General features: G+C 63.8%; 21 protein-coding genes and 1 riboswitch. Of the genes, 9 read left to right on the forward strand and 12 right to left on the reverse strand.

Translation table 11 applies throughout. The features are described 5' to 3' along the window. Positions 1-53: 53 nt before the first annotated feature. The 4 genes from dnaA to mutM all read right to left on the reverse strand — a co-directional run bounded on the left by dnaA (position 54) and on the right by mutM (position 4,115). Positions 54-1,415, reverse strand: coding sequence for a chromosomal replication initiator protein DnaA (gene dnaA / locus MLD63_RS02045; protein WP_255328171.1), 1,362 nt, complete (start codon positions 1,413-1,415; stop codon positions 54-56). Positions 1,416-1,969: 554 nt separating this feature from the next. Then, positions 1,970-2,239, reverse strand: a complete 270-nt coding sequence (rpsT, locus tag MLD63_RS02050; protein WP_255328172.1) for a 30S ribosomal protein S20 — start codon at positions 2,237-2,239, stop codon at positions 1,970-1,972. 152 nt (positions 2,240-2,391) lie between these two features. Continuing rightward, positions 2,392-3,168, reverse strand: coding sequence for an enoyl-CoA hydratase (locus tag MLD63_RS02055; RefSeq protein WP_255328174.1), 777 nt, complete (start codon positions 3,166-3,168; stop codon positions 2,392-2,394). Between the two features lie 101 nt (positions 3,169-3,269). Next, positions 3,270-4,115, reverse strand: coding sequence for a bifunctional DNA-formamidopyrimidine glycosylase/DNA-(apurinic or apyrimidinic site) lyase (gene mutM, locus MLD63_RS02060; RefSeq protein ID WP_255328175.1), 846 nt, complete (start codon positions 4,113-4,115; stop codon positions 3,270-3,272). Positions 4,116-4,240: 125 nt separating this feature from the next. Between mutM and ubiE the strand changes: the two genes are divergently transcribed. Together ubiE and ubiB are read left to right on the forward strand one after the other, a co-directional pair. Further along, the gene (gene ubiE / locus MLD63_RS02065) at positions 4,241-4,987 is read left to right on the forward strand and encodes a bifunctional demethylmenaquinone methyltransferase/2-methoxy-6-polyprenyl-1,4-benzoquinol methylase UbiE (protein WP_255328176.1); all 747 of its coding nucleotides are present in this window, start codon (positions 4,241-4,243) and stop codon (positions 4,985-4,987) included. 1 nt (position 4,988) lies between these two features. After that, complete coding sequence (gene ubiB, locus MLD63_RS02070; RefSeq protein WP_255328177.1) at positions 4,989-6,521, forward strand: 2-polyprenylphenol 6-hydroxylase; 1,533 nt, start codon at positions 4,989-4,991, stop codon at positions 6,519-6,521. 95 nt (positions 6,522-6,616) lie between these two features. On the opposite strand, the gene MLD63_RS02075 is transcribed toward ubiB, so the two are convergent. Continuing rightward, entirely contained in the window at positions 6,617-7,303 is a 687-nt protein-coding gene (locus MLD63_RS02075) for a flagellar hook capping FlgD N-terminal domain-containing protein (RefSeq protein WP_255328178.1), read from the reverse strand. A 9-nt stretch (positions 7,304-7,312) separates the two neighbouring features. Next, positions 7,313-8,749 (reverse strand): flagellar hook-length control protein FliK, encoded by a 1,437-nt coding sequence (gene fliK, locus MLD63_RS02080; protein ID WP_255328179.1) that lies wholly within the window; start codon positions 8,747-8,749, stop codon positions 7,313-7,315. 135 nt (positions 8,750-8,884) lie between these two features. Between fliK and MLD63_RS02085 the strand changes: the two genes are divergently transcribed. The 7 genes from MLD63_RS02085 to carB all read left to right on the forward strand — a co-directional run bounded on the left by MLD63_RS02085 (position 8,885) and on the right by carB (position 16,029). Further along, positions 8,885-9,109, forward strand: a complete 225-nt coding sequence (locus tag MLD63_RS02085) for a hypothetical protein (protein WP_255328180.1) — start codon at positions 8,885-8,887, stop codon at positions 9,107-9,109. Beyond that, positions 9,109-9,426, forward strand: coding sequence for a hypothetical protein (locus MLD63_RS02090; protein WP_255328181.1), 318 nt, complete (start codon positions 9,109-9,111; stop codon positions 9,424-9,426). Before MLD63_RS02085 ends, MLD63_RS02090 begins: the two co-directional genes overlap by 1 nt. Before the next feature lie 174 nt (positions 9,427-9,600). Beyond that, on the forward strand, positions 9,601-10,818 hold the full coding sequence (locus MLD63_RS02095) for a flagellin N-terminal helical domain-containing protein (RefSeq protein ID WP_255328182.1): 1,218 nt from the start codon (positions 9,601-9,603) through the stop codon (positions 10,816-10,818). A 120-nt stretch (positions 10,819-10,938) separates the two neighbouring features. Further along, positions 10,939-11,286, forward strand: a complete 348-nt coding sequence (gene flaF, locus MLD63_RS02100; protein WP_255328183.1) for a flagellar biosynthesis regulator FlaF — start codon at positions 10,939-10,941, stop codon at positions 11,284-11,286. Continuing rightward, positions 11,283-11,687: a flagellar biosynthesis repressor FlbT gene (gene flbT / locus MLD63_RS02105; RefSeq protein WP_255328184.1), complete on the forward strand. Its 405-nt coding sequence runs from the start codon at positions 11,283-11,285 to the stop codon at positions 11,685-11,687. The genes flaF and flbT overlap by 4 nt, the downstream gene beginning before the upstream one ends. After that, on the forward strand, positions 11,684-12,475 hold the full coding sequence (locus MLD63_RS02110; protein WP_255328185.1) for a DUF1217 domain-containing protein: 792 nt from the start codon (positions 11,684-11,686) through the stop codon (positions 12,473-12,475). Before flbT ends, MLD63_RS02110 begins: the two co-directional genes overlap by 4 nt. 215 nt (positions 12,476-12,690) lie before the next feature. Next, on the forward strand, positions 12,691-16,029 hold the full coding sequence (gene carB, locus MLD63_RS02115; RefSeq protein ID WP_255328186.1) for a carbamoyl-phosphate synthase large subunit: 3,339 nt from the start codon (positions 12,691-12,693) through the stop codon (positions 16,027-16,029). A gap of 282 nt (positions 16,030-16,311) precedes the next feature. Here the strand turns inward: carB and MLD63_RS02120 are convergent, their stop codons facing one another. The 6 genes from MLD63_RS02120 to MLD63_RS02145 form a co-directional block, all read right to left on the reverse strand. After that, a complete protein-coding gene (locus MLD63_RS02120) occupies positions 16,312-16,677 on the reverse strand; it encodes a hypothetical protein (RefSeq protein WP_255328187.1) in 366 nt (121 codons plus the stop codon). Between the two features lie 40 nt (positions 16,678-16,717). After that, entirely contained in the window at positions 16,718-17,776 is a 1,059-nt protein-coding gene (locus MLD63_RS02125; protein WP_255328188.1) for a hypothetical protein, read from the reverse strand. A gap of 155 nt (positions 17,777-17,931) precedes the next feature. Further along, complete coding sequence (locus MLD63_RS02130) at positions 17,932-18,465, reverse strand: BrnA antitoxin family protein (RefSeq protein ID WP_255328189.1); 534 nt, start codon at positions 18,463-18,465, stop codon at positions 17,932-17,934. 216 nt (positions 18,466-18,681) lie between these two features. Further along, positions 18,682-19,374, reverse strand: a complete 693-nt coding sequence (locus MLD63_RS02135; protein ID WP_439957607.1) for a thiamine ABC transporter ATP-binding protein — start codon at positions 19,372-19,374, stop codon at positions 18,682-18,684. Continuing rightward, positions 19,367-20,917, reverse strand: coding sequence for a thiamine/thiamine pyrophosphate ABC transporter permease ThiP (locus MLD63_RS02140; protein ID WP_255328190.1), 1,551 nt, complete (start codon positions 20,915-20,917; stop codon positions 19,367-19,369). Before MLD63_RS02140 ends, MLD63_RS02135 begins: the two co-directional genes overlap by 8 nt. Further along, positions 20,893-21,876, reverse strand: coding sequence for a thiamine ABC transporter substrate-binding protein (locus tag MLD63_RS02145; RefSeq protein WP_255328191.1), 984 nt, complete (start codon positions 21,874-21,876; stop codon positions 20,893-20,895). The genes MLD63_RS02140 and MLD63_RS02145 overlap by 25 nt, the downstream gene beginning before the upstream one ends. A 30-nt stretch (positions 21,877-21,906) precedes the next feature. Then, a riboswitch (TPP riboswitch) is annotated at positions 21,907-22,007 on the reverse strand. Positions 22,008-22,028 lie beyond the last annotated feature (21 nt).

Raw genomic sequence — 22,028 nt, forward strand, 5'->3', positions numbered from 1 at the left:
ACAAGAATTTCATGTCGAGACTGGGTCTTGGCCGGCTCCGCCTCGCGACGTGCCTATGCCTCAAGCAGGCGGCGCAGCAGGTCCAGATCCTCGGCCAGCGTCTCGTCGCCCGCGGCCAGTTCCTCGACCTTGCGCACGCCGTGCATGATCGTGGTGTGGTCGCGACCACCGAAGCGGCGCCCGATCTCGGGCAGGCTGCGGCTGGTCAACTGCTTCGACAGATACATCGCGATCTGACGGGGGCGGGCGACGTTGCGTACGCGCTTGGGCCCGATCATGTCCGACAGGCGGATGTTGTAGTGATCGGCGACCTTGCGCTGGATTTCCTCGACCGAGACGCGGCGGTCAGACGCGCGCAGGATGTCCGCGAGGCAATCCTGCGTCAGATCCTGCGTGATCTCGCGGTGGGTGAGATTGGCCACCGCGAACAGGCGCTGCAACGCCCCTTCCAGCACACGCACGTTCGAGGTGATCCGATGGGCGAGGAATTCCAGCACACCCGGCGCGATGGACAGGCCCGGATATTGGGCACGGAAGGCGTCGGTCTTGGACTGCAGAATGCCCAGACGCAACTCGTAGGTGGTCGGATGAAGATCGACCAGCAGACCGCAGGACAGCCGCGACTTGATCCGCTCTTCCAGGCCCTTGATCTCGCCCGGCGCGCGGTCGGCCGAAATCACGATCTGCTTGCCCTTGTCGACCAGCGCGTTGAACGTATGGAAGAATTCTTCCTGCGTGCTTTCCTTGCCCGCGATGAACTGGACGTCATCGACCATCAGCAGATGCACGTTCCGGAACATCTCCTTGAAGTCCATGATCGTGCTTTCGCGCAGCGCCTGGATGAAGCGGTACATGAATTGCTCGGCCGACAGGTAGAGGACCTTCGCATCCGGGTGGTTGCGCTGAAATTCATGCGCGATCGCGTGCATCAGGTGGGTCTTGCCCAACCCGACACCGCCGTAAAGAAACAGCGGGTTGAAGCTGACACGCTCACCCTCGGCCACGCGGCGCGCGGCGGCATGGGCCAGCTCGTTGGGTTTGCCGACGACGAAATTGTCAAAGGTAAAGCGCTGGTCCAGCGGCGCGCCCAGATCGTTCGTCGCAACTGCAGCCGGCGCAGCCGCGCGGGACGCGCTGTCGGCCGGGGCACGCTCGGGATTGTTGGCAACACGCTCGGGTCGGATTTCGAAGCGCAGCCGCTCGACACGGGTGCCGCTTGCCTCGGCCAGCCCGTCGAGGATCTGGCGCGCGAAATGCCGGTTCACCCAGTCCGAGACGAAACGCGTGGGCGCGTCGAAGGCCGCGACGCCCTGATCCAGCGCGGTCAGACGCAAGGGCTTGATCCATCGGTCATGGTTGTTCGCCCCGACCGCGCCTTCAAGCTTCGCCGACACCTGCATCCAGAGTTCGTCCATCTGTCTTTCCTGTCATTGTCCCCAACCCCCGCCGGACAGACCGGCGGGACAGCGACGCCCTCGTCTTCGGGGTGTTGGACGACCAGGGATGCCGGTGTCCGGCCGCAAAAAACGCAGCCTTGAGCACCGATCGGCAATCCCGTGTCATGGCTCACGTCAGGCAATGGCAGCGCCTGTCATAAAACCGAGTCACGGGGCGCTTATCATCCGAAGCAGCCTGTCGCGAACGATGCTTGGGCCTGGCAGAGCCCGAGTTCGCGACATGTCCCCCATATGCGAGGTGAATCGCTTGGACAAACTAGCAAGGCGCACCCGGCGCGCAACCGATCTTCGCGCTTGACAGAAACTTTGCCCGGACGAATCTCAAAGCGGCTTGAAGCGCCTGCATATTTTCGTTTCGGGCAGGTAAGTTGCTGAAAACTAAAGGTTAACGAATTCTTGATATGTCCACGCAAAAGGGTCCGCCCTTGTGGACGGACCCTTTAAATGCTGGCTCGCACAGCCCCGATCCGGACCTTCCGAAGGCTCCGGATCGACGATGGGCGCAACCCCGTTCAGGCCTTAGAAATCGCCTTCACCCGCGACGCGAGACGCGAGATTTTCCGCGATGCGGTGTTTTTGTGATAGATGCCTTTGGTCACACCACGCATCAGTTCAGGCTGCGCGTTTTTCAGCGCGTCCGAAGCTGCCGTTGCGTCGCCCTTGGCCAGCGCCTCTTCGACGCGGCGCAGGAAGGTGCGGATGCGCGAACGACGCGCCTTGTTCACAGCGGTCTTGCGCTCGATCTGGCGGGCGCGTTTCTTGGATTGAAGGGTATTGGCCATTGCTCTTGTCCTGCGGTCTGATTGCTTCCCGATCGCGCAACAGACCCGACAGGACCGAATCCCAAAGCCGGGATCGGAGTCGATTCTTGCCTAAGCGGGCCCACGCGCATGTGGGCGCCGCCTATAAGGCAGCAAAGTCCGGAAGGAAAGCCCTATTTGTCGCGGAACTGCGGCTCACGCTTTTCCAGAAAGGCGGCCATGCCCTCTTTCTGGTCCTCGGTCGCGAACAGCGAATAGAAGGTCTGCCGCTCGAACAGCAGGCCCTCGCGCAGCGTCGTCTCGTAGGACCGGTTCACCGCCTCCTTGACGACCATCGTCGCGAGCAAAGACTTCTCGGCGATCTTCTTGGCCGCGCCCGTCGCCTCGGCCATCAGCTTGGCGGCCGGAACGACGCGACTGACGAGGCCGGACCGTTCGGCTTCCGCGGCGTCCATGAAGCGGCCGGTCAGGTTCATGTCCATCGCCTTGGCCTTGCCCACGAAGCGGGTCAGCCGCTGCGTGCCGCCGATTCCCGCGACGATGCCCAGATTGATCTCAGGCTGGCCGAATTTGGCTGTATCCGCTGCAATAATGAAATCGCACAGCATCGCCAGCTCGCACCCGCCGCCCAGCGCGTAACCGCTGACGGCCGCGATGATCGGCTTGCGGACCGCCATGATCTTTTCGGTCGGACCGGTGAACAGGTTGTCCAGATAGACGTCGGTAAAGCTTTTCTCCGACATTTCCTTGATGTCGGCGCCCGCGGCAAAGGCCTTCTCGCTGCCGGTGACGATCATGCAGCGGACCTTGTCGCTGCGGTCTGCCTCGGCTAGCGCGCGCGACAGCTCGTCCATCAGCTTGGCGTTCAGCGCGTTCAGGGCTTCGGGACGGTTCAGGCGGATCGTCGCGACGTAATCCTCGATCTCGACGATGATCGTTTCGTAAGCCATCCTATTGCCTCGCAAGGGTTGGCGCCGCTGGCGCGGCTCGGGTGGGGCGCGGGACTCGCGCCGAGCTTGCCGGCCTACCTATCAGGCGCTGCGACCGGACGCTACCTCTGGCATCGCGGGCAGTAAAAGCTCGACCGGCCCGATTGCACGATGCGCCGCACGATCCCGTCGCAGCCGGGTCGCGGGCAGGGCGCGCCCTCGCGGTCATAGACCTGGAATCGATGTTGGAAATAGCCCAGCTCGCCCGTCGCCTGCCGGTGATCGCGCAGGGACGACCCGCCTGCGGCGATGGCGTCCGTCAGCACATCGCGGATATGCCCGGTCAGCGCGGCAATCCTGGCCGGCCCGATCCGGCCCGCCGCGCGACGCGGATCGATGCCGGCGCGGAACAGCGCCTCGTTGACGTAGATGTTGCCCAGCCCCGCAACGATACGCTGGTCCAGCAGAACCTGTTTGACCGGCGCCCGACGACCGGCAAAGGCACGGGCCAGCACGGCTGCATCGAAGCCGTCTTCCAACGGCTCGGGCCCGATATGGGCCAGCAGCGGATGGATCTCTCCCTCGCGCACCAGATCGACCATGCCGAACCGGCGCGCATCGTTGAATGTGATCCGGGTCCCCGCTCCGGTTTCCAGCACAACATGATCATGCTGCGGCAGGATCGCCGGATCTCGGTGGAACTCGGCCAGTGACAGATCTTCGACCAGCAGCCGGCCCGACATGCCCAGATGCATCAGCAGGCTGCCGCGGCCGTCCAGATCGGCCAGCAGGTATTTCGACCGCCGCCGCAGCGCCGTGACCCGCGCGCCGGTCAGCACCTGCACCAGATCGGGCGGCATGGGCCAGCGCAGATCCGGCCGCCTGACCTCGACACGTGCGATCTCTGCACCCTCCAGATGCGGGATCAGGCCCTGGCGGACCGTCTCGACCTCGGGAAGTTCGGGCAAACGTTTTCCTTTCCGCCTGCAATGACCGCATGGCGCCGATCGGATTGCGCCCAGACGCCATCCCGGCCATTGTGCCCGGCGCGCCCAAGCTTATCTGGCGGCGCAAGGCACGAACGGCAAGCGGCATGAGCGATCACAAGACAACCCATTTCGGTTTCAGGACCGTGGACGAGGGCGACAAGGCCGGACTGGTCCATGGCGTCTTCTCGAGCGTCGCCAGCCGCTACGACGTGATGAACGACCTGATGAGCGGCGGCGTCCACCGGCTGTGGAAATCCGCGATGATGGACTGGCTTGCGCCGCGCGACGGTCAGCGCCTTCTGGATGTGGCGGGCGGCACGGGCGACATCGCGTTCCGTTTCCTCGACCGCGCGCCGGGCGCGAAGGCGACCGTCTGCGACATGACCGAGGCGATGCTGATCGAGGGCCGCAAGCGGGCCGAGGCCGACCGCGTCGCCGACAGGCTTGACTGGGTGACGGGCGATGCGATGGCGCTGCCCTTCACTGACGCCAGCTTCGACCGCTACACGATCAGCTTCGGCATCCGCAACGTTACCCGCATCGCCGATGCTCTGGCCGAGGCGTTCCGCGTCCTGCGCCCCGGCGGCCGGCTGATGGTGCTGGAGTTTTCGCAGCTTCCCGTGCCCGCACTGCAATGGGCCTATGACCGCTATTCCTTCAACGTCATTCCGGCGATGGGGCAGGCGGTGACCGGCGATCGCGACAGCTATCAGTATCTGGTCGAATCGATCCGCCGCTTTCCCGACCAGGACAGCTTTGCCGCGATGATCCGCGAGGCGGGGTTCGCGCGCGTCGATTACCGCAATCTCAGCATGGGCATCGCCGCGCTGCATTCGGGCTGGAAGATCTAGGATGCGCGGGCCGCACAACCTGTGGCGCCTGATCCGCACCGGCGCGACCTTCCAGCGCACCGGCGCGATGGGCGCGGCGCTGGATGCGGTCGATGCGCCGCCGCGCCTGCGACTGGCTGCGCGGATGCTGGGCTGGCCCTTCGCCTGGCTCGGCTACAAAGGCGATCCCGCGTTGCCGCCGATCACCCGTGCGATCACCGCACTGGGGCCCGCCTACATCAAGTTCGGCCAGATCATGTCGACGCGCGCCGATGTCGTGGGAGTGGAACTGGCCGATCAGCTGCGCATGCTGCAGGATCGCCTGCCGCCCTTCTCGACCGACGTGGCGCGCACGATGATCGCCACCGAACTGCGCCAGCCGGTCGAGGCGCTGTTTTCGGAATTTTCCGACCCCGTCGCCGCCGCCTCGATTGCGCAGGTTCACCATGCGCGCCGCGCCGATACCGGGCAGGAGGTGGCGGTCAAGGTGCTGCGCCCCGGGATCGAGGCCGCCTTCCGCCGCGACATCGACGCGTTCCATTTCGCCGCCGGCCTGATCGAGCGGCTGCTGCCGCAAAGCCGCCGCCTGCGGCCCCGCGATGTCATCGCCCATTTCGAGTCGGTGGTGACGGGCGAGTTGGACCTGCGGCTCGAAGCGGCCTCGGCCTCGCAATATATCGAGAATACCGCGCAGGATCAGGGATTCGCGCTGCCGTCGCCGCACTGGGACCTTTCGGGCCGCCGGGTGCTGACCAGCGACTGGGCAGAGGGCCTGCCGATGGGCGATGTCCCGGCGCTGCGCGAAGCCGGCCATGACCTGCACGGGCTGGCCGAGCGCGTGCTGCAGCTGTTCCTGCGTCATGCGCTTCGCGACGGTTTCTTTCATGCCGACATGCATCAGGGCAACCTCAAGGTCGCGGCGTCCGGCGACATCATCGCCTATGATTTCGGCATCATGGGTCAGATCGACGCCTATACGCGCCGCATCTATGCGGAAATCCTGATGGGCTTCATCCAGCGCGACTATCACCGTGTCGCGCGGGTCCATTTCGAGGCGGGCTACGTCCCCCGCGACCGGGACGAGGCCGCCTTCGCCCGCGCCTTGCGCGCCGTGGGCGAGCCGATCTTCGGCGCCGACGCCTCCCGCATCTCGATGGCGAGCCTGCTGGGCTATCTGTTCGAGGTCACGGAACGCTTCGGCATGCAGACCCGAACCGAACTGATCCTGCTGCAGCGCACGATGGTGGTGGTCGAAGGCGTGGCCCGTTCACTCGATCCCAACATCAACATCTGGCAGGCCGCGCGGCCGGTGGTCGAGGATTACATCCGCGATGCCCTGGGTCCGCGGGCGATCGGACGCGACCTGCATCTGGTGGCCCAGACCATCAGCCGCTACGGCCCGCTGCTGCCCCGCATCGTGGATCAGGTGCTGTGGGACATGGCGCGGCGCGAAGCGCCGGAAACTCCGCCGCCCTCGCACGACCGATCGAGGCTGTGGCTGGGTGGCGCCGCGCTGGCCTTGGGCGGGATCGCACTGGGCGCGATGCTCGGTTAAGGATCGATCGACAGCGGGCACCCAGCCTCTGGTTCCGTCGCTGTGGCAGTCTTCCATCGTCCAAGGCGTGTGATCGTCTATCCTGAACGTCCCGATCAGGCCGCATCCGGCTCCCGGATGGCCGTCACGTCGTCAGCCAGGGCCGAGCCGCCGCCTTCGAAGGTCAGGGTGGCGCCCTCGGGGCCGGTTTCGGCCTCGATCACGCGGCCATAGGCACCGACCTTGCTTTCACCGATCTTCTCGCCCTTGGCCCAGCTTTCGATCGAGAAGGCATAGACGCCGTCAGGCAGCTTCACACCCGAGGCATCGCGTCCCAGCCAGTCCACCTGACCCGCGCCGGGCCCGATCTCTTCGCGCATGATCTCGCGTCCGGCCGCATCCTTCGTGACCAAGATCACGCTGTCGGCCCGCGAATCGGGCGCAACATCCAGCGTCAGCGGATCGGCCCCGAACCAGACCGGCGCCGTGGTCCGCGCCTCCTTGCCGATCCATCCCGAAAGCTCCGTCAGGCTGGAGCCGCCGCTTTGCCCGACCATCTGCGTCAGAAGCTTGTTGGTCTGCGCCTGCTGTTCGACCCCCGAGAAAGTGGCAAGCTGGACCGCGAAATCCGACCCTTCCATCGGATTGAGCGGGTCCTGATTCTTCAGCTGAGTCGTCAGCATGCGCAGAAAGGTTTCGAAGTCCCCGTTCGCGAAGGCGCCGCGCGCCGCCTCGCCGGATGCAGCCTTTGCCTGCGATGTGGTGCCGGCGACGGTGGGCGATGTGTTGACGGATGTGACCATGATCGTTCCCTACAGACGAATATCAAGATGACGATCGCTCGCTACCACTTGTGCGGCAGGGCGGATCGGATTGGCGGCGCGCGCAGCGGCGGCCAGCGACTCGACGGGATCGGACGGCGTCCTGTCGGTCCGGGACCCCGGTTGTTCGGGTCGCTGGCGCTGTCCGCCTGATCCGTCGCGAAGATCCAGCCGCGCATCGGCAAAGCCGCTGTCGCGCAGATCCTGCAGCAGCTGTTCGGGATGGCGGCGCATCAGATCCAGAACATCCGCCCGGTCGAAGAAAACCGTGACGATCGCACCCCGCTCTCCGCCGCTGACCACTAGGCGAACGCGGCCCAGCTCCTCGGGTGACAGCGCGATCTCGATCTCGCCCTGCCGATGCCTCAGCGTCGCCTCGCCGATCTGTCGCGCGACATTCTGGGCGGTGACCTCGGGCGAACGGCCATGAGCGGTAAGCGCGGCGGAATCCGAGGCGCTTACGGTCGCGCCGTCGATTCTGGCCGCAACCGCGCCGATGGCCACATCATCGCCGGCAAAGCCTGGCTTGGCGGCCGGGTCGAGAAAATCGTGCTGACCCCCATCGAGCGTATCGCGCCTCGCCAACACTAGCGGCGCATGGTGCACACGCGGATCGGCGGGACGGGAATTGTCGACAGAATCGGCATTTGCTCGCCGCACCACTCGATCACCTTCAAGCCGTTCGGCATCGTCACGCGAACCTTGGACAGCAGCGACAGGACCACTCTCAGAGGGCGTCCGATCATCCGCCGAAACACCAGCAGCCGCTGGTCCCGTAAACACCGCCGCGGCTTCGGCGCCTCCGGCCCGCCGCGTCCGCGAAGCGATCTGATCGATAGCTGGATCCGTCGTCTCACCCTGGGTCGTGCCCCCTCCGAGAACACTGGCTTCAGGCAGTTTCGGTTTGTCGTCCGTTCCAAAGCCCGCACCTAAACCTTCGCGCTGAACGAACAGGGCGCCATCATCGACGGCTTTGGGTGCAGCCGCACCAGGCGGCGTGACCGCCATTTCTCCTTCAGCCTCCCGACGAACACTGCCCCCATGCTCGACGGCCACCGCTGTCGGCGCCGGGTTCGATGCCAGGCCAAGCAAACGACCGCTTTCCGCGGTCAATATTTCTGCTTCACCCGCAATGTCGCTGCCATCCAGGCTGGCAGCGACGCCGCCAGAGATACCGGTCCAGGCCCAGACCTCGCGTTCGATCGCCGAGCCGACAGTGATCCAGTGATCCTGGTCGTCGTCCTCTGCGGATGTTTCGGCTTCCGAACCTGCGAGATCATCGCGCGCGTCGATCCCATCAGCCTCTGGTGCGACAGCCTCCAGCCAAGCCGCGACATCGCCGCTGACGGTTTCAACGCCGTCGCCGGCACCGGGCAACGCGGCGGGCTGGCGCAGGGGACCGAGGATCAGGTTGAGCAAGTTTTCCATCGCCGTCCAATCGATTCGCTTTCATCGGTGATAACCCCAAAGCATTGCCAATTTGTTTACCGTTGCCTGTTATCCAAACCCCATGACATTCACCCGGTTGGAAAAATGCAGATCAATTCAAACCAGCTTTCTTTAATGCCCGCGTCCCGCTCCGGCGACACCGAAATCGTGGCTGAAAAACTTGAACGGGCGTTCCTCCAGGAGATGCTGAAATATGCCGGACCCAAGCCGGGCGAAGGCAGCTTTTCGGGTGGCATCGGCGAGGAACAGTTCGCGTCCTTCCTGACCGAATCATATGCCGGTCTGCTGACCGGCTCGCTCGATCTTGGTCTCGCCCAAGCGATGAAGGGGAATCTGTAATGGCCACCGCTGCAACACGGTCGTTGTCCGAGATCCGCAAGGCACTGCGTCAGGGCGATTCCGCTACCGCGCAGAACCTGCTCGATTCTTTCACGGCGTCGCTGGAGAAATCGGGATTGCCCTCGGCCGAACGACCCGCGGTCGAGGCCGCGCTGACCGAACTGCGCGCCATGTCCGAGGCCGCCCTTGCGGGGACCCGCGCGGCGGTCGAGCACATTCAGGCGATCTTTGACTGCGCCCGATCGCTGCAAACCTACGATCAGGCCGGTCAGCGCCGCAGCACCTCGATCCAGGCCGCCACGGCGCGGCGGTATTGAATAAAATGTTCGGTTCGAAGCTTTTGCCGAAGAGGAACCCATTCATTATTCATTGACACTCCACCCGTAATAAGGGGGAACGCACTGGATGGTGCGGGGCAAGACGCCCACCCGGTCAGAAGGCCGTCCTTTCCGAAAATCAGGCGCAAAAGCGCCTTTCCAATGGAGGACTTCATGTCCAGCATTCTGACCAATAACGGCGCCATCGTCGCGCTGCAGACCCTGAAGAACATCAATTCCAGCCTGACCAAGACCCAGAACGAGATCTCTACCGGCAAAAGCGTCGCCACCGCCAAGGACAACGCCGCCGTCTGGTCGATCTCGAAGGTGATGGAAGCGGAAGTCAGCGGGTTCAAGACCATCTCCAGCAACCTGTCGATGGCCTCCTCGGCGGTCGCGACGGCGCAGAACGGCGCCGAACAGATCAGCGCGCTGATGACCCAGATGCGCGACGCGGTCATCGCGGCGCAGAACCTCGGCGCCGGCGACACCTCGTCGCGCGACAAGGTCCAGGCCGATATCGACCAACTGGTGGGTCAGATCGGCACGATCGTCAGCAGCGCCCAGATCAACGGGATGAACCTGCTTGACGGCTCGACCGCCTCGTTCGGCTTCCTCGCCTCGCTGGACCGCAGCGCGGGCGGCACCGTCACCGCCGGCACGATCGACGTGACCGGACACGACCTGTCGCAAGGCGCTTACGTGGCGCAAGCGGCCTTCACCGGCTCGACCGGCGCGTCGACGGCGGCCGACACCGCGGCCTTCACCATGGATGCGGCGACGGGCACCGGCACGCTGGTGGTCGATGCGGGCGCCACCTACGCGGCCGGCGACAAGCTGCAGGTCACGATCGGCGGCAAGACCGCGTCCTACACGTTCAGCGCCGCCGATGTCGCCTCGACGACCCCCGCCGATCTTGCGGCAGTGGGCCTGAAAGGCGCGATCGAAGCCCTGGGCATCGCCGATCTGACGGTCGATTACGACAGCGGCACCGCCGGGACCCTGGTCCTGACCAACGGCGGGGCCAGCGATCTGGGTGTTTCGGCGCAGTACAAGAACGCCGGCGCCGGCGGACTTGGCCTTCTGAGCACGATCACCGTCGACACCCCGGCCAATGCCTCGACCGCGCTGGCGAATATCGAGACGATGATGCAGGACGTCATCGCCGCGGCGTCGGATTTCGGCTCGTCGGGCAAGCGGATCGATACCCAGATCGGCTTCCTGTCGAAGCTGACCGACACCCTGACGATGGGCATCGGCGCGCTGGTCGACGCGAACATGGAAGAGGCCTCTGCCCGCCTGCAGGCGCTGCAGACGCAGCAGCAGCTGGGCATCCAGTCGCTGTCGATCGCAAACCAGGCGCCGTCCTCGATCCTGGCCCTGTTCCGCTGATCCTCAACGGGGGCGTCCGTCAGGGCGCCCCCTTTCTGCCTGATCCGGACACGTTCCGGAACGACGACCCAGACTGAATTTCCCTGACCCCAGAAGATCGGAACCCGAGCCTTGAACGCGGTGACCCCCCTCCACCAGAACGGCTACGGCATGAACGCCGTGCGCAATCCCCGTGACAACGAATACGAAGCCTTCGCGCGGGTTACGCGCATGATGAGCAACGCCCAGACCGAGATCGAGCGGATCACCGCTGTCCACAAGAACAACGAGCTGTGGACGACGCTGGCGGCCGACCTGGCCAATCCGGACAATGCGCTGCCCCGGTCGCTCAGGGCCGAACTGGCCTCGCTCGCGATCTTCTCGATCCGCCACGGCATGGCGGTCATCCGCCGTCAGGCGCAGGTCGGTGCGCTGATCGACATCAACCGGGCGATCCTCGCAGGCCTGCGCCCCGAGGTCAGCCGATGAGCGGCCTGGTCATCAAGCTCGCCCCGAACGAACGCGTGCTGATCAACGGCGCTGTGGTCGAGAACGGGGACCGCCGCTCGCGCATCTCGATCATGACGCCGAACGCCCATGTGCTGCGCCTCAAGGACGCGATACACCCCGAGGCGGTCAGGACGCCCACCGCGCGCGTCTGCTACGTCGCCCAGCTGATCCTGTCAGGCGATGCCGACCCCGAAGAAGGACAAAGGCAATTGCTGCGCGGGATCGAGCAGCTGACGCAGGTGTTCGACGATCGCGACAGCCGGACCCTGCTGACCGCAGCCAGCGATCACGCGATCGCGGGCAATGTCTACCAGGCGCTGCGCAAGCTGCGTGATCTGCTGCCCCGCGAGGCGCGCCTGATGGCCAGCCGGGTCCAATGAGCCCGCCCATCGCCATCGGCGCAGGGGGTCTGACCGGTTGGGCCGTTCTCAAACGTTCGGGCGATGCCCAGCGACAGGCGATGGCGCGCGATCCTGTGGTCAATCGGGCGGTGGATCATTTCCGCGCGAATATCGCAAAGGCCACGCCGGAATCCCTGGTCGGTGATTACCGGATGCTCTCCGTCGCTCTCGGCGCCTTCGGGCTCGAGGGCGACATTGCCAACAAGGCCTTCATCCGAAAGGTGCTGGAATCAGACCGCAACGACGACACGTCGCTGGTCAACCGGCTGAGCGACAAGCGCTATCGGCGTCTCGCCGATGCGCTGCAGATGGATCGCGGCACCGAACAGACGAGCAAGCCCGGGTTCGGTGACCGTTTCGCCGCACTCTATATCACCCGCGAATTCGAACGTCGCGTCGGCGAGGCGGACGAGACGCTGCGGCTGGCCATGAACGCTCAGCGCGAGCTTTCGGGCATGGCGACGCGCAATTCGACCGACCGAACGCTGTGGTTCGAGGTCCTGGGAAATCCGCCCCTGCGCCAGTTCTTCGAAACCGCCTTCGGCTTCGGTCCCGCCTACGCCAAACTGCCGGTGGACCGCCAGGTCGAAGAATTCATGACCCGTGCCGTGAAGGTGACGGGGACGACCTCGTTCAAGGGATATGCCGAGGCAGCGGGATCGGAAAAACTGATCCGCACCTTTCTCGTCCGGGCGCAGCTGGCCGAAGGCGGCGGCGTGAACACGTCGCGCTATGCCAACGCGCTGGCACTGCTGACGCGGGGCTAGACTGGTCCGCACCTGACGTGCCGCCGAGCCTGGCCAGCGGTTGCCGGCGACCGCGAACCACATGCCCCCGGATCTTTCGGCGATACTCTTCCGTCACTTGCGGCGGGCACGGTCGAGCTTCCGGCGGGCTTCGCCCTCACCTGCCCTTGCGCCCAAGACCTCCATGGCTATAACCCCGGACGATTTGCGCCGATGACAGCCAGCCGGGGACACTCATGCCGAAACGTACGGATATCTCGTCGATCCTGATCATCGGCGCCGGGCCGATCGTGATCGGGCAGGCCTGCGAGTTCGATTATTCAGGCGCACAGGCCTGCAAGGCGCTGCGCGAGGAAGGCTACCGGGTCATCCTGGTCAACTCCAACCCCGCGACGATCATGACCGACCCGGAAATGGCCGACGCGACCTATATCGAGCCGATCACGCCGGCCGTCGTCGAAAAGATCATCGCCAAGGAACGTCCCGACGCGCTGCTGCCCACGATGGGCGGTCAGACGGGTCTGAACACCGCGCTGGCTTTGGCCGATGCAGGTGTGCTGAACCGCTACGGTGTCGAGCTGATCGGCGCCCAGCGCACCGCGATCGAGATGGCTGAGGATCGCAAGCTGTTCCGCGAGGCGATGGACCGGATCGGACTGGAAAACCCGCGCGCGACCATCATCAGCGCGCCGAAGCTGCCAACCGGCAAATACGACATCAAGGCCGGCGTCGCCCAGGCGGTAGAGGCGCTGGAAGAGATCGGCCTGCCCGCGATCATCCGACCCGCCTTCACGCTGGGCGGCACCGGCGGCGGCGTCGCCTACAACCGCGACGACTACGAACGGATCGTCCGCTCCGGCCTCGATGCCAGCCCCGTCGCCCAGGTCCTGATCGACGAAAGCCTGCTCGGCTGGAAGGAATTCGAGATGGAGGTCGTGCGCGACCGCAACGACAACGCCATCATCGTCTGTGCCATCGAAAACGTCGATCCGATGGGCGTCCACACCGGCGATTCGATCACCGTGGCCCCCGCGTTGACGCTCACCGACCGCGAATACCAGCGGATGCGCAACGGCTCGATCGCGGTCCTGCGCGAAATCGGTGTCGAAACCGGCGGCTCCAACGTCCAGTGGGCGATCAATCCCGATGACGGCCGCATGGTCGTGATCGAGATGAACCCGCGAGTCTCGCGTTCCTCGGCGCTGGCCTCGAAGGCGACCGGCTTCCCGATCGCCAAGATCGCCGCGAAACTGGCGGTCGGCTACACGCTGGACGAACTCGACAACGACATTACCAAGGTCACGCCGGCAAGTTTCGAGCCGTCGATCGACTATGTCGTGACCAAGATCCCCCGTTTCGCCTTCGAAAAATTCCCGGGCTCCAAGCCCGAGCTCACCACCGCGATGAAATCGGTGGGTGAGGTCATGGCGATCGGCCGCAGCTTCCACGAATCGCTGCAAAAGGCGCTGACCTCGATGGAAAACGGCCTGACCGGCCTTGACGAGATCGCCATCCCCGGTGCCGCCGACGAAGGCAAGCCCGCGGTCATCAAGGCGCTGTCCGAACAGACGCCCGACCGCATCCGCATCATCGCCGAAGCGATGCGCTTCGGTCTTTCGGACGATGAGATCCAGCGCGTCACCCGCTTCGACCCGTGGTTCCTGTCGCGCCTGCGCGAGATCGTGGACGCCGAACATCAGGTCCGCCACCACGGCCTGCCCACCGACACGGACGGTCTGCGCCGGCTCAAGATGATGGGCTTCACCGATGCCCGTCTCGCTCATCTGACCGACCGCGACGAAGCCGACATCCGCCGCGCCCGCACCGGCGCCGGCATCCGCCCCGTCTTCAAGCGCATCGACACCTGCGCCGCCGAGTTCGAGGCGCAAACCCCTTACATGTATTCCACCTACGAAGCCCCCGCGATGGGCGACGTCGAATGCGAGTCGCGCCCCACCGACGCCCGCAAGGTCGTGATCCTCGGCGGCGGCCCCAACCGCATCGGCCAGGGGATCGAATTCGACTATTGCTGCTGCCACGCCTGTTTCGCGCTGACCGATGCCGGGTTCGAGACCATCATGGTCAACTGCAACCCCGAAACCGTCAGCACCGATTACGACACCTCGGACCGCCTCTATTTCGAGCCGTTGACCCTCGAACACGTCCTCGAAATCCTTCGGGTGGAGCAGGAGAACGGCACCCTTCACGGCGTCATCGTCCAGTTCGGCGGCCAGACGCCGCTGAAACTCGCCAACGCGCTGGAGGCAGAGGGCATCCCGATCCTCGGCACCACACCCGACGCGATCGACCTGGCCGAGGACCGCGAGCGCTTCCAAGACCTGCTCAACCGCCTCGGCCTCAAGCAGCCCGTCAACGGCATCGCCCACAGCGATGCCGAGGCGCTCGACATCGCCCGCCGCATCGGCTTCCCCCTCGTCATCCGCCCCTCCTACGTGCTCGGCGGCCGCGCGATGGAGATCGTGCGCGACATGGACCACCTCAAGCGCTACATCACCGAGGCCGTGACCGTCTCGGGGCGTAACCCCGTCCTGCTCGACAGCTACCTTTCCGGCGCGATCGAGGTCGATGTCGACGCGCTCTCGGACGGCACCGATGTCCACGTCGCCGGCATCATGGAACATATCGAGGAGGCGGGCGTCCATTCCGGCGACAGCGCCTGCTCGCTCCCCCCGCACACGCTGGACGCCGCGACCATCGACGAACTCAAGCGCCAGACCGTCGCGATGGCCCGCGCGCTGCACGTCGTCGGCCTGATGAACGTGCAATTCGCGCTGAAGGACGGCGAGATCTACGTGCTCGAGGTCAATCCCCGCGCCAGCCGCACCGTCCCCTTCGTCGCCAAGGCCACCGACAGCGCCATCGCGTCGATCGCCGCGCGCCTGATGGCGGGCGAGCCGATGGCGAACTTCCCCGCGCGCGACCCCTACCCGGAAGGGGTCGGCCCCGAAGACGACCTGCCCTTCGCCGACCCCCTCACGCTCGCCGATCCGATCACGCCCTGGTTTTCCGTGAAGGAAGCCGTGCTGCCCTTCGCCCGCTTCCCCGGCGTCGATACGCTGCTGGGCCCGGAAATGCGCTCGACCGGCGAAGTCATGGGCTGGGACCGCAACTTCCCCCGCGCCTTCCTGAAATCGCAGATGGGCGCGGGCACGATCCTGCCGTCCGAGGGGATGGTTTTCGTCTCGATCAAGGATGCCGACAAGTCCGATGCGCTGGCCGCGGCCAGCCGCGACCTGATCGCGATGGGATTCGACATCGTCGCGACCGGCGGCACCGCCGACTGGCTCGCCGCCCACGGGGTTCAGGCGCAACGCGTGAACAAGGTCTACGAGGGCCGCCCGAACATCGTCGACCGCCTGAAGAACGGCGACATCGCGATGGTCCTGAACACGACAGAGGGCGCCCAGGCCATCGCCGACAGCCGAGAGATCCGTGCCGTCGCCCTCTATGACAAGATCCCGTATTACACGACGGCGGCGGGAAGCATCGCGGCCGTCGCGGCGATCAAGTCACGGGAAGAGGGTGAAGTTGGGGTGCGAAGTTTGCAGGCTTGAACTGGTGTCGAAGGCCACTCGGGCGAAAAAGTTAAATCCGACCCGGTCTAGCATCATCGTAAGTGAGGACTCCTTTGACCGAATGTCAAAGGGCTCTGCTAGTATATTTGCAATTTTACCGCTTGGATCAGCACTATCTTGAGCGGCGACAACGATGTCAGTCAGCGAATCTAGAAGGTAGCTGCCTCTAACTACTGGTATTCCGTTTACAGAAAGCCCATGACCTGAGAATTTATTAACCACAATTAACCCAATAAATTGAAGTTTCTTGACGTCGCCATTTCATTTAATAGCCTGACTTAAGACCGCGCGATTATGCCTGACCCAGCTTAGCTTGCTTTCTAACTGGCCGCCTGCATCTCTCAGACTTTCAAGGATGCGGTGCCGTCTTCTTGGCTCATTAGCGTTAAGGTAGGTTTTAATCTCGCAGACTAATACGATAGGACCGACCCTGAGCACTAGATCGATATCGCCACTTTCACCCGCATCAAAAGCGTGCGCTAGCGGGAAAAAGTCTTCCTCGTTCATATCTTTTCTCTTTTCTAAAAGATTTAGTCGCATATTTTTTTCAAAAAGAGATTTCGCCGGATTACTTTTTCCGGAAAACAATTTTGCGCGGGAACACCAGTCTGAAAATCTAGTCTGCATGTTCGTTATGTATAGGGCCTGATGACAGATCGCCGTTCGCTCATGTTTGAGAGGTATAATGGGCGAAGACCATAGCCCCGATCGATCTGGAAAGGGCCGGAAGCTGATAAAATCTAGGATAGCTCTCGCGTATCCCACTGAACATGACAGCCGCCAATGCATCTAAAAGTGTCTTAGTTTCAAATATGCGGTTCTGACTTCCTGTCGACTGACGCTTTTTGACGGTTAGCAAAACATATCGAGCAATGACATGCCATGCGCTGAGGACTTCCCTGAGAGTAATTTCCTCTTGTTGGTAACGAAATGGAATATCGAATAGTTCAGATCGGGAATCGCCTGACAAATAACCAAGATCTAGAACTTCGCCATTATTCATTGGCGCGTGTTCAATAATAAATCGCTCACCCTCATCAGAAACTCGTATAATCTTCTTGCTAAGATATGAAAATTCTAGGATTTTATTCGGCTGGTTTCCAAGGCTCTCATCCCTAACTTCCTCGAGAATTCTCGCGGCCTCCCAGTGCTTCGCAAGATGAACATCCTGCGGTTCGATCCAGAAGGATTGATCCTTTAAGTAAACGTGCGAATTCTCCCAGATTGCCTGCTCCCAGAGGCTTTGAATCATTTGAACCCTCTGATTTGCTTGGTACAGATCGTCAAGATTAAGACTATTAGGGTTTAATGACCCATCTGACAAAAGTGCATATGACACAAGTTGACTTGCACTGTCGACGGCAGAGGTGATTGTAGCTTGATATAGCTTCTGCGCGACCCCCGGTGTATTTGATAACAGAGGATTAAATTTGTGCCTAGCCTCTTTCACCACGTTGTCGAGTTCAGAAAGGATTAGTTCGACCAAACCATCTGTAGCGTATTTACTTAATTTGGTAAGCTTTGCTCGCTCAGTCTTATACTTACTGCTTAAACAGTCAGCAATATTAAAAAGATCCATATCGACAACGGTTGCTGCATCAGCTTCGTCAATTATGCGCTGCCACTGACCAATATCAAAATTAGAACTGGTCAAGGGCGTGGATTGACTTGAATGAATGCTCCTCCTTAGCAAGTCGAGTGTATCGATCGGAACAAGTGTTGGCATCCTGAGAGTAATCCCGCTCTACAAGCTTAATTAAGCCATGCCACGACCCATATGCGGCCGCCCGTCCGGCTTCCCCACGGCAAAGCTCGCTGTAGTCTGCGACAGTCTTAGGATGCTATTACTTTAAGCGCTTGTGCCGCGAGTCAATCATAGTCTCACTTCACCCCCCACTCCGCCTTCATCCGTGCGTAGCGCTGCGCCACGGACTCGCGCCCCTTCTTCACGCCCTCCGGCGTCTCCATCGGCACGCCCGGATTGTCGCGGCCGAAATCGCCCCAGGCGATGTCCTCGCCGAACTCCTCCAGATCGCGGGACTGGTCCGCCCAGTCCGGGCGCTTGCCGTCGAAGTCGATGTCGTCGTCGCTGGTGCGGCGCAGGTAGTCCATCGTCTCGGCCCCGTCGATCAGCCCGGCCAGTCGCGCGTGCATCCAGACCGACAGCACCCGGTTCATCCGCGGCTGCCAGTCCGAGCCCATCGAGCGGAAGAATTTCAGCACGTCGTCGTCCAGCCGCAGCGTGACGCGGGTCTTGCCCTCCGCGCCCTTCTCCTTCGCGATCGCGTGCCAGTCCGCCGGGATGCGCAAGTCGCGGAACACCGCCTGGTGCAGGTCCCATTCCAGCTTCCGCATCGCGTCGGCCATGTAGTGGTAATTGCGCCGCCGCGCCTCGGCCGCCTTGGTGATCGCCATCGCAGGAACCCTTTTGTCGATGGCGCCCATTCTGCACATCAAGGGTTAACGATCCCCGAACCGCGCGTGCGCAGCCTGTGTACAGGTTGTGTACGGCCTGTGTACGCCCGGTGTACGGATGTCACAGCCTTCGGCCCAGCACATGCTGGGCTTTCGACGCCGCCTGGTGTTGCGCTGTTGCGCCCTTCCGTACGCTGGTGTTGCCGTTAAGACGGGTTAACCCAGATAGGCCCGCAGCCCCGGCGGCGGATCGTCCAGAAGCGGCCCCGTCGCGGTCGGCGCATGCGCGACCCCGCCTTCGACCACCACCGTCTCGGGTGCGAAAAACCGTGCGTCTTCAGGATCATGCGTGACCATCAGCACCGTCGCCCCGCTCTCGCGCGCGATCTCGGACAGCAGGTTCAGCATCTCGATCTTCAGCGCCGGACCCAGCGCTCCGAACGGCTCGTCCAGCAGCAGCACCGGCCGCGCGCGCAACAGCACCCGCGCCAACGCCACGCGGCTCTGCTGCCCGCCCGACAGCGCCGAGGGCCGCCGATCCTCCATCCCCGAAAGCCCAACCCTTTCAATTGCTTGCGAGACACGATCCGTCTGCTCGGCACTCAGCCTCAGATCTGGCCGCACCCCCAATCCGACATTCTGCGCCACACTCAGATGCGGAAACAGGTTCTGATCCTGAAACAGGATCGACACCGGCCGCTTCCCCGGCGCCACCCCGCCCAGATCGCGCCCGTCCCAGGCGACAACCCCCTGATCCGGCATCAGAAATCCCGCAACCAGAGACAGCAGCGTGGACTTCCCCGACCCCGACGGCCCGATCACCGCGACCCGCGCGCCCGGCCGGACCGCGAAATCCGCGCTCAGCCGGAATTCCCCCAGCGAAACAGAGACATCGCGAAACTCAAGCACGTCGGCCCATCCTGTCGAACCCCCAGAACAAGGCGAAACTGATCGCCATCAGCAACACGGCGCACGCCGCCGCATCCTCCATCCGGTAGGCGTTCATCAGCTGATACAGCTTCAGCGGCAGTGTCGGATTGTCGTTCGCGAACAGGGTGATCACCCCCAGATCGCCCATCGCCAGCGCCGCCGCCAGCCCGCCAGCGAAGCCCAGCGGGCCGCTCAGCCGCGGCAGAACCAGCACGCGCAGCCTCGCCCAGCCACGCAGATCCAGCGACGCGGCGAGACGGCCGTAATCCATCTCCATCACCCGTGCCGCCGGGATCAGGATCCGCAACGCAAAGGGCAGCGCCATCACCGCATTGATCGCCATCGTCACCGGCAACGCCAGATCGTCAGGCCCCGCCCAACGTCGCAGGATCAGGTAAAGACCCGTTCCGAGAACCAGCGGCGAGGCGACGATCGGCAGCATCCCCGCAGCCTCGATCCAGCCACGCGCGCGACCGGCCCGCGTCATCGCGAGCGCCAGAACCAGTGCGACGACCAGCGTCAAGCCCGCCGATCCAAGCGCCATCGCAACCGACCGTCCCGCCGCGGCCCAGACGTCACTTGAAAGCGCCGCCATTCGCGGCAGCCCGCGCAGTGTCACGGCCGCCATCGGCCATAACAGAAAGCCTGCCGCCAGGCCGATCGCCATCGCATCGCCAGCCCGGCGCCAACCCCTGGGTGCGGCGGGAGAGTGCCCAGCATCCAGCCCGGCGCCGAAGGCCGAGGGAAGCGTGACGCGTGATGCAAGCGCGAGTGCGGCAAGGCAAAGCCCGACCTGAACCAGCCCCAGGGTGGCCGCGCGGCCAAGATCGAAATCGAAACGGAACGCCTGATAGATCGCCAGTTCCACCGTCGTCGCGCGCGGCCCGCCGCCAAGCGCCAAGGCGACGGTGAACGAGGTCAGGCAGACGAGAAAGATCGCCAGCCAGACGCCGGGCAGGACCGCGCGCAGCATCGGACGCTCCAGATGCCGCGCGAGGTCGGCGGGCGCGAAGTCGAGGCTTTCAGCAAGACGAAAGCGCTCGGCCGGGATCGCCTGCCAGCCTTGCAGGATCATTCGCACCGCAAGCGGCAGGTTGAAGAACACATGCGCCAGGATCACACCTTGCCAGCCGTAGATGCTGATTTCCGGCAGACCCACAGACCGGACCAGGCCGTTCAGCGCGCCCGTGCGCCCGAAGACCGAGATCAGCCCCATGATCGCCACGATCACCGGCAGGATGAAAGGCGCGCCGAGCAGGATGACCAGCACCGCGCGTCCCGGAAAGCGCCGCCGCGCCAACGCCCGCGCCACGGGAATGGCCAGCAGGGCCGACAGCGACGCCGACGCGACCGCCTGCCACAGCGTGAACCAGACCGCGCGCCAATCCCACGGTCCCAAGCCCCCCAGACCGCCAGCGAAGGTCGCGACCGCCGCCAACGTCCCGAGGATCAGCGCGGCCAGCGCCGCAGCCGTCGCCAGCACCGCCCAGGGTCGCCTTAGCGCGAGAATGCGGCGAGCCATTCGTCCAGCGCAGGCTTTCGCAGCGCCTCGGCCTCATCCTCGGTGTAGAAGATCGTCTTGTCGGGGCGCGGCAGGTTCCGCATGACCTCGGGCCACTGATCCTCTGGCAACTTGGAGGGAAGCGACCAGTTCGCGATCGGGACGGTCGTCTGGAAGTCCGGCGTCAGGATCCAGTCCATGAAAGCCTGAGCCAGTTCCGGCTGATCGGTGCCCGCGACCTGCGCGGCCAGTTCGGCCATGAAGTAATGCCCCTCGGCGAAGATCGCGGCGTGCTTGGTCTCATCCCCTTCGGCCTCGATATGGTAGGCAGGCGAGGTGGTGTAGGACAGGACCATATCCGCCTCGCCCTCGGTGAACATGCCGTAGCTTTCGGACCAGCCCTTGGTCACGGTCAGCACCTTGGGGGCCAGCTTTGCCCACGCCTCTGGCGCCTGATCGCCATAGACCGCCTTGACCCACAAAAGCATCGCCAGCCCCGAGATCGACGAGCGGGGGTCCTGGATCACGATCTTCAGATCGTCGGGCGCGTCGAGCAATTCTTGGAAGCTGGCGGGCGGATTTTCCAGCCGGGTCTCGTCATAGATGAACGCCGTCTCACCCCAGTTGTAGGGAAGGAAGACATCGTCGGTCCATTCGATCGGCAGCGACATGTCGGTCGTGTCCTGCCCGTGCGGCGCAAACAGCCCCGAGGCGCGGGCGCGCGCCGTCACGTCGGTGTTCAGGCCGAAGACGATGTCGGCTTCGGTCCCTTCGCCTTCCATCAGCACGCGCGGCAGGACATCGCCGGTGACGAATTGCAGGTCGCAGTTGCAGAAGGCTTCGAACCCTTCCTCGATCTTCGGGCCGGGGCCCCATTCGCTGGTGATGTAGTCGCCGGCATAGACGGTCAGCACAGGCTTGTCCTGCGCGGCGGCCGGGGTCGCGGCCAACAAGGCCAGCATCAATGGTCGAAATCGCATCGCATCCTCCTAGGTTTCGATTGCCGAAAAGAAGGATCGCGACACCTTCCCTCCGCCGGTGATGAGCCGGATCAGGTTCAACGGGTCCGCTTTCGCGTCTCAGCCCAGCTTGGGCACCCCGAGGTAAGGCGAAATGTAAGGGTTTCGCGGGC

Source organism: Paracoccus albicereus, assembly GCF_024359525.1.
In the GTDB taxonomy this organism is placed as follows: domain Bacteria; phylum Pseudomonadota; class Alphaproteobacteria; order Rhodobacterales; family Rhodobacteraceae; genus Paracoccus; species Paracoccus albicereus.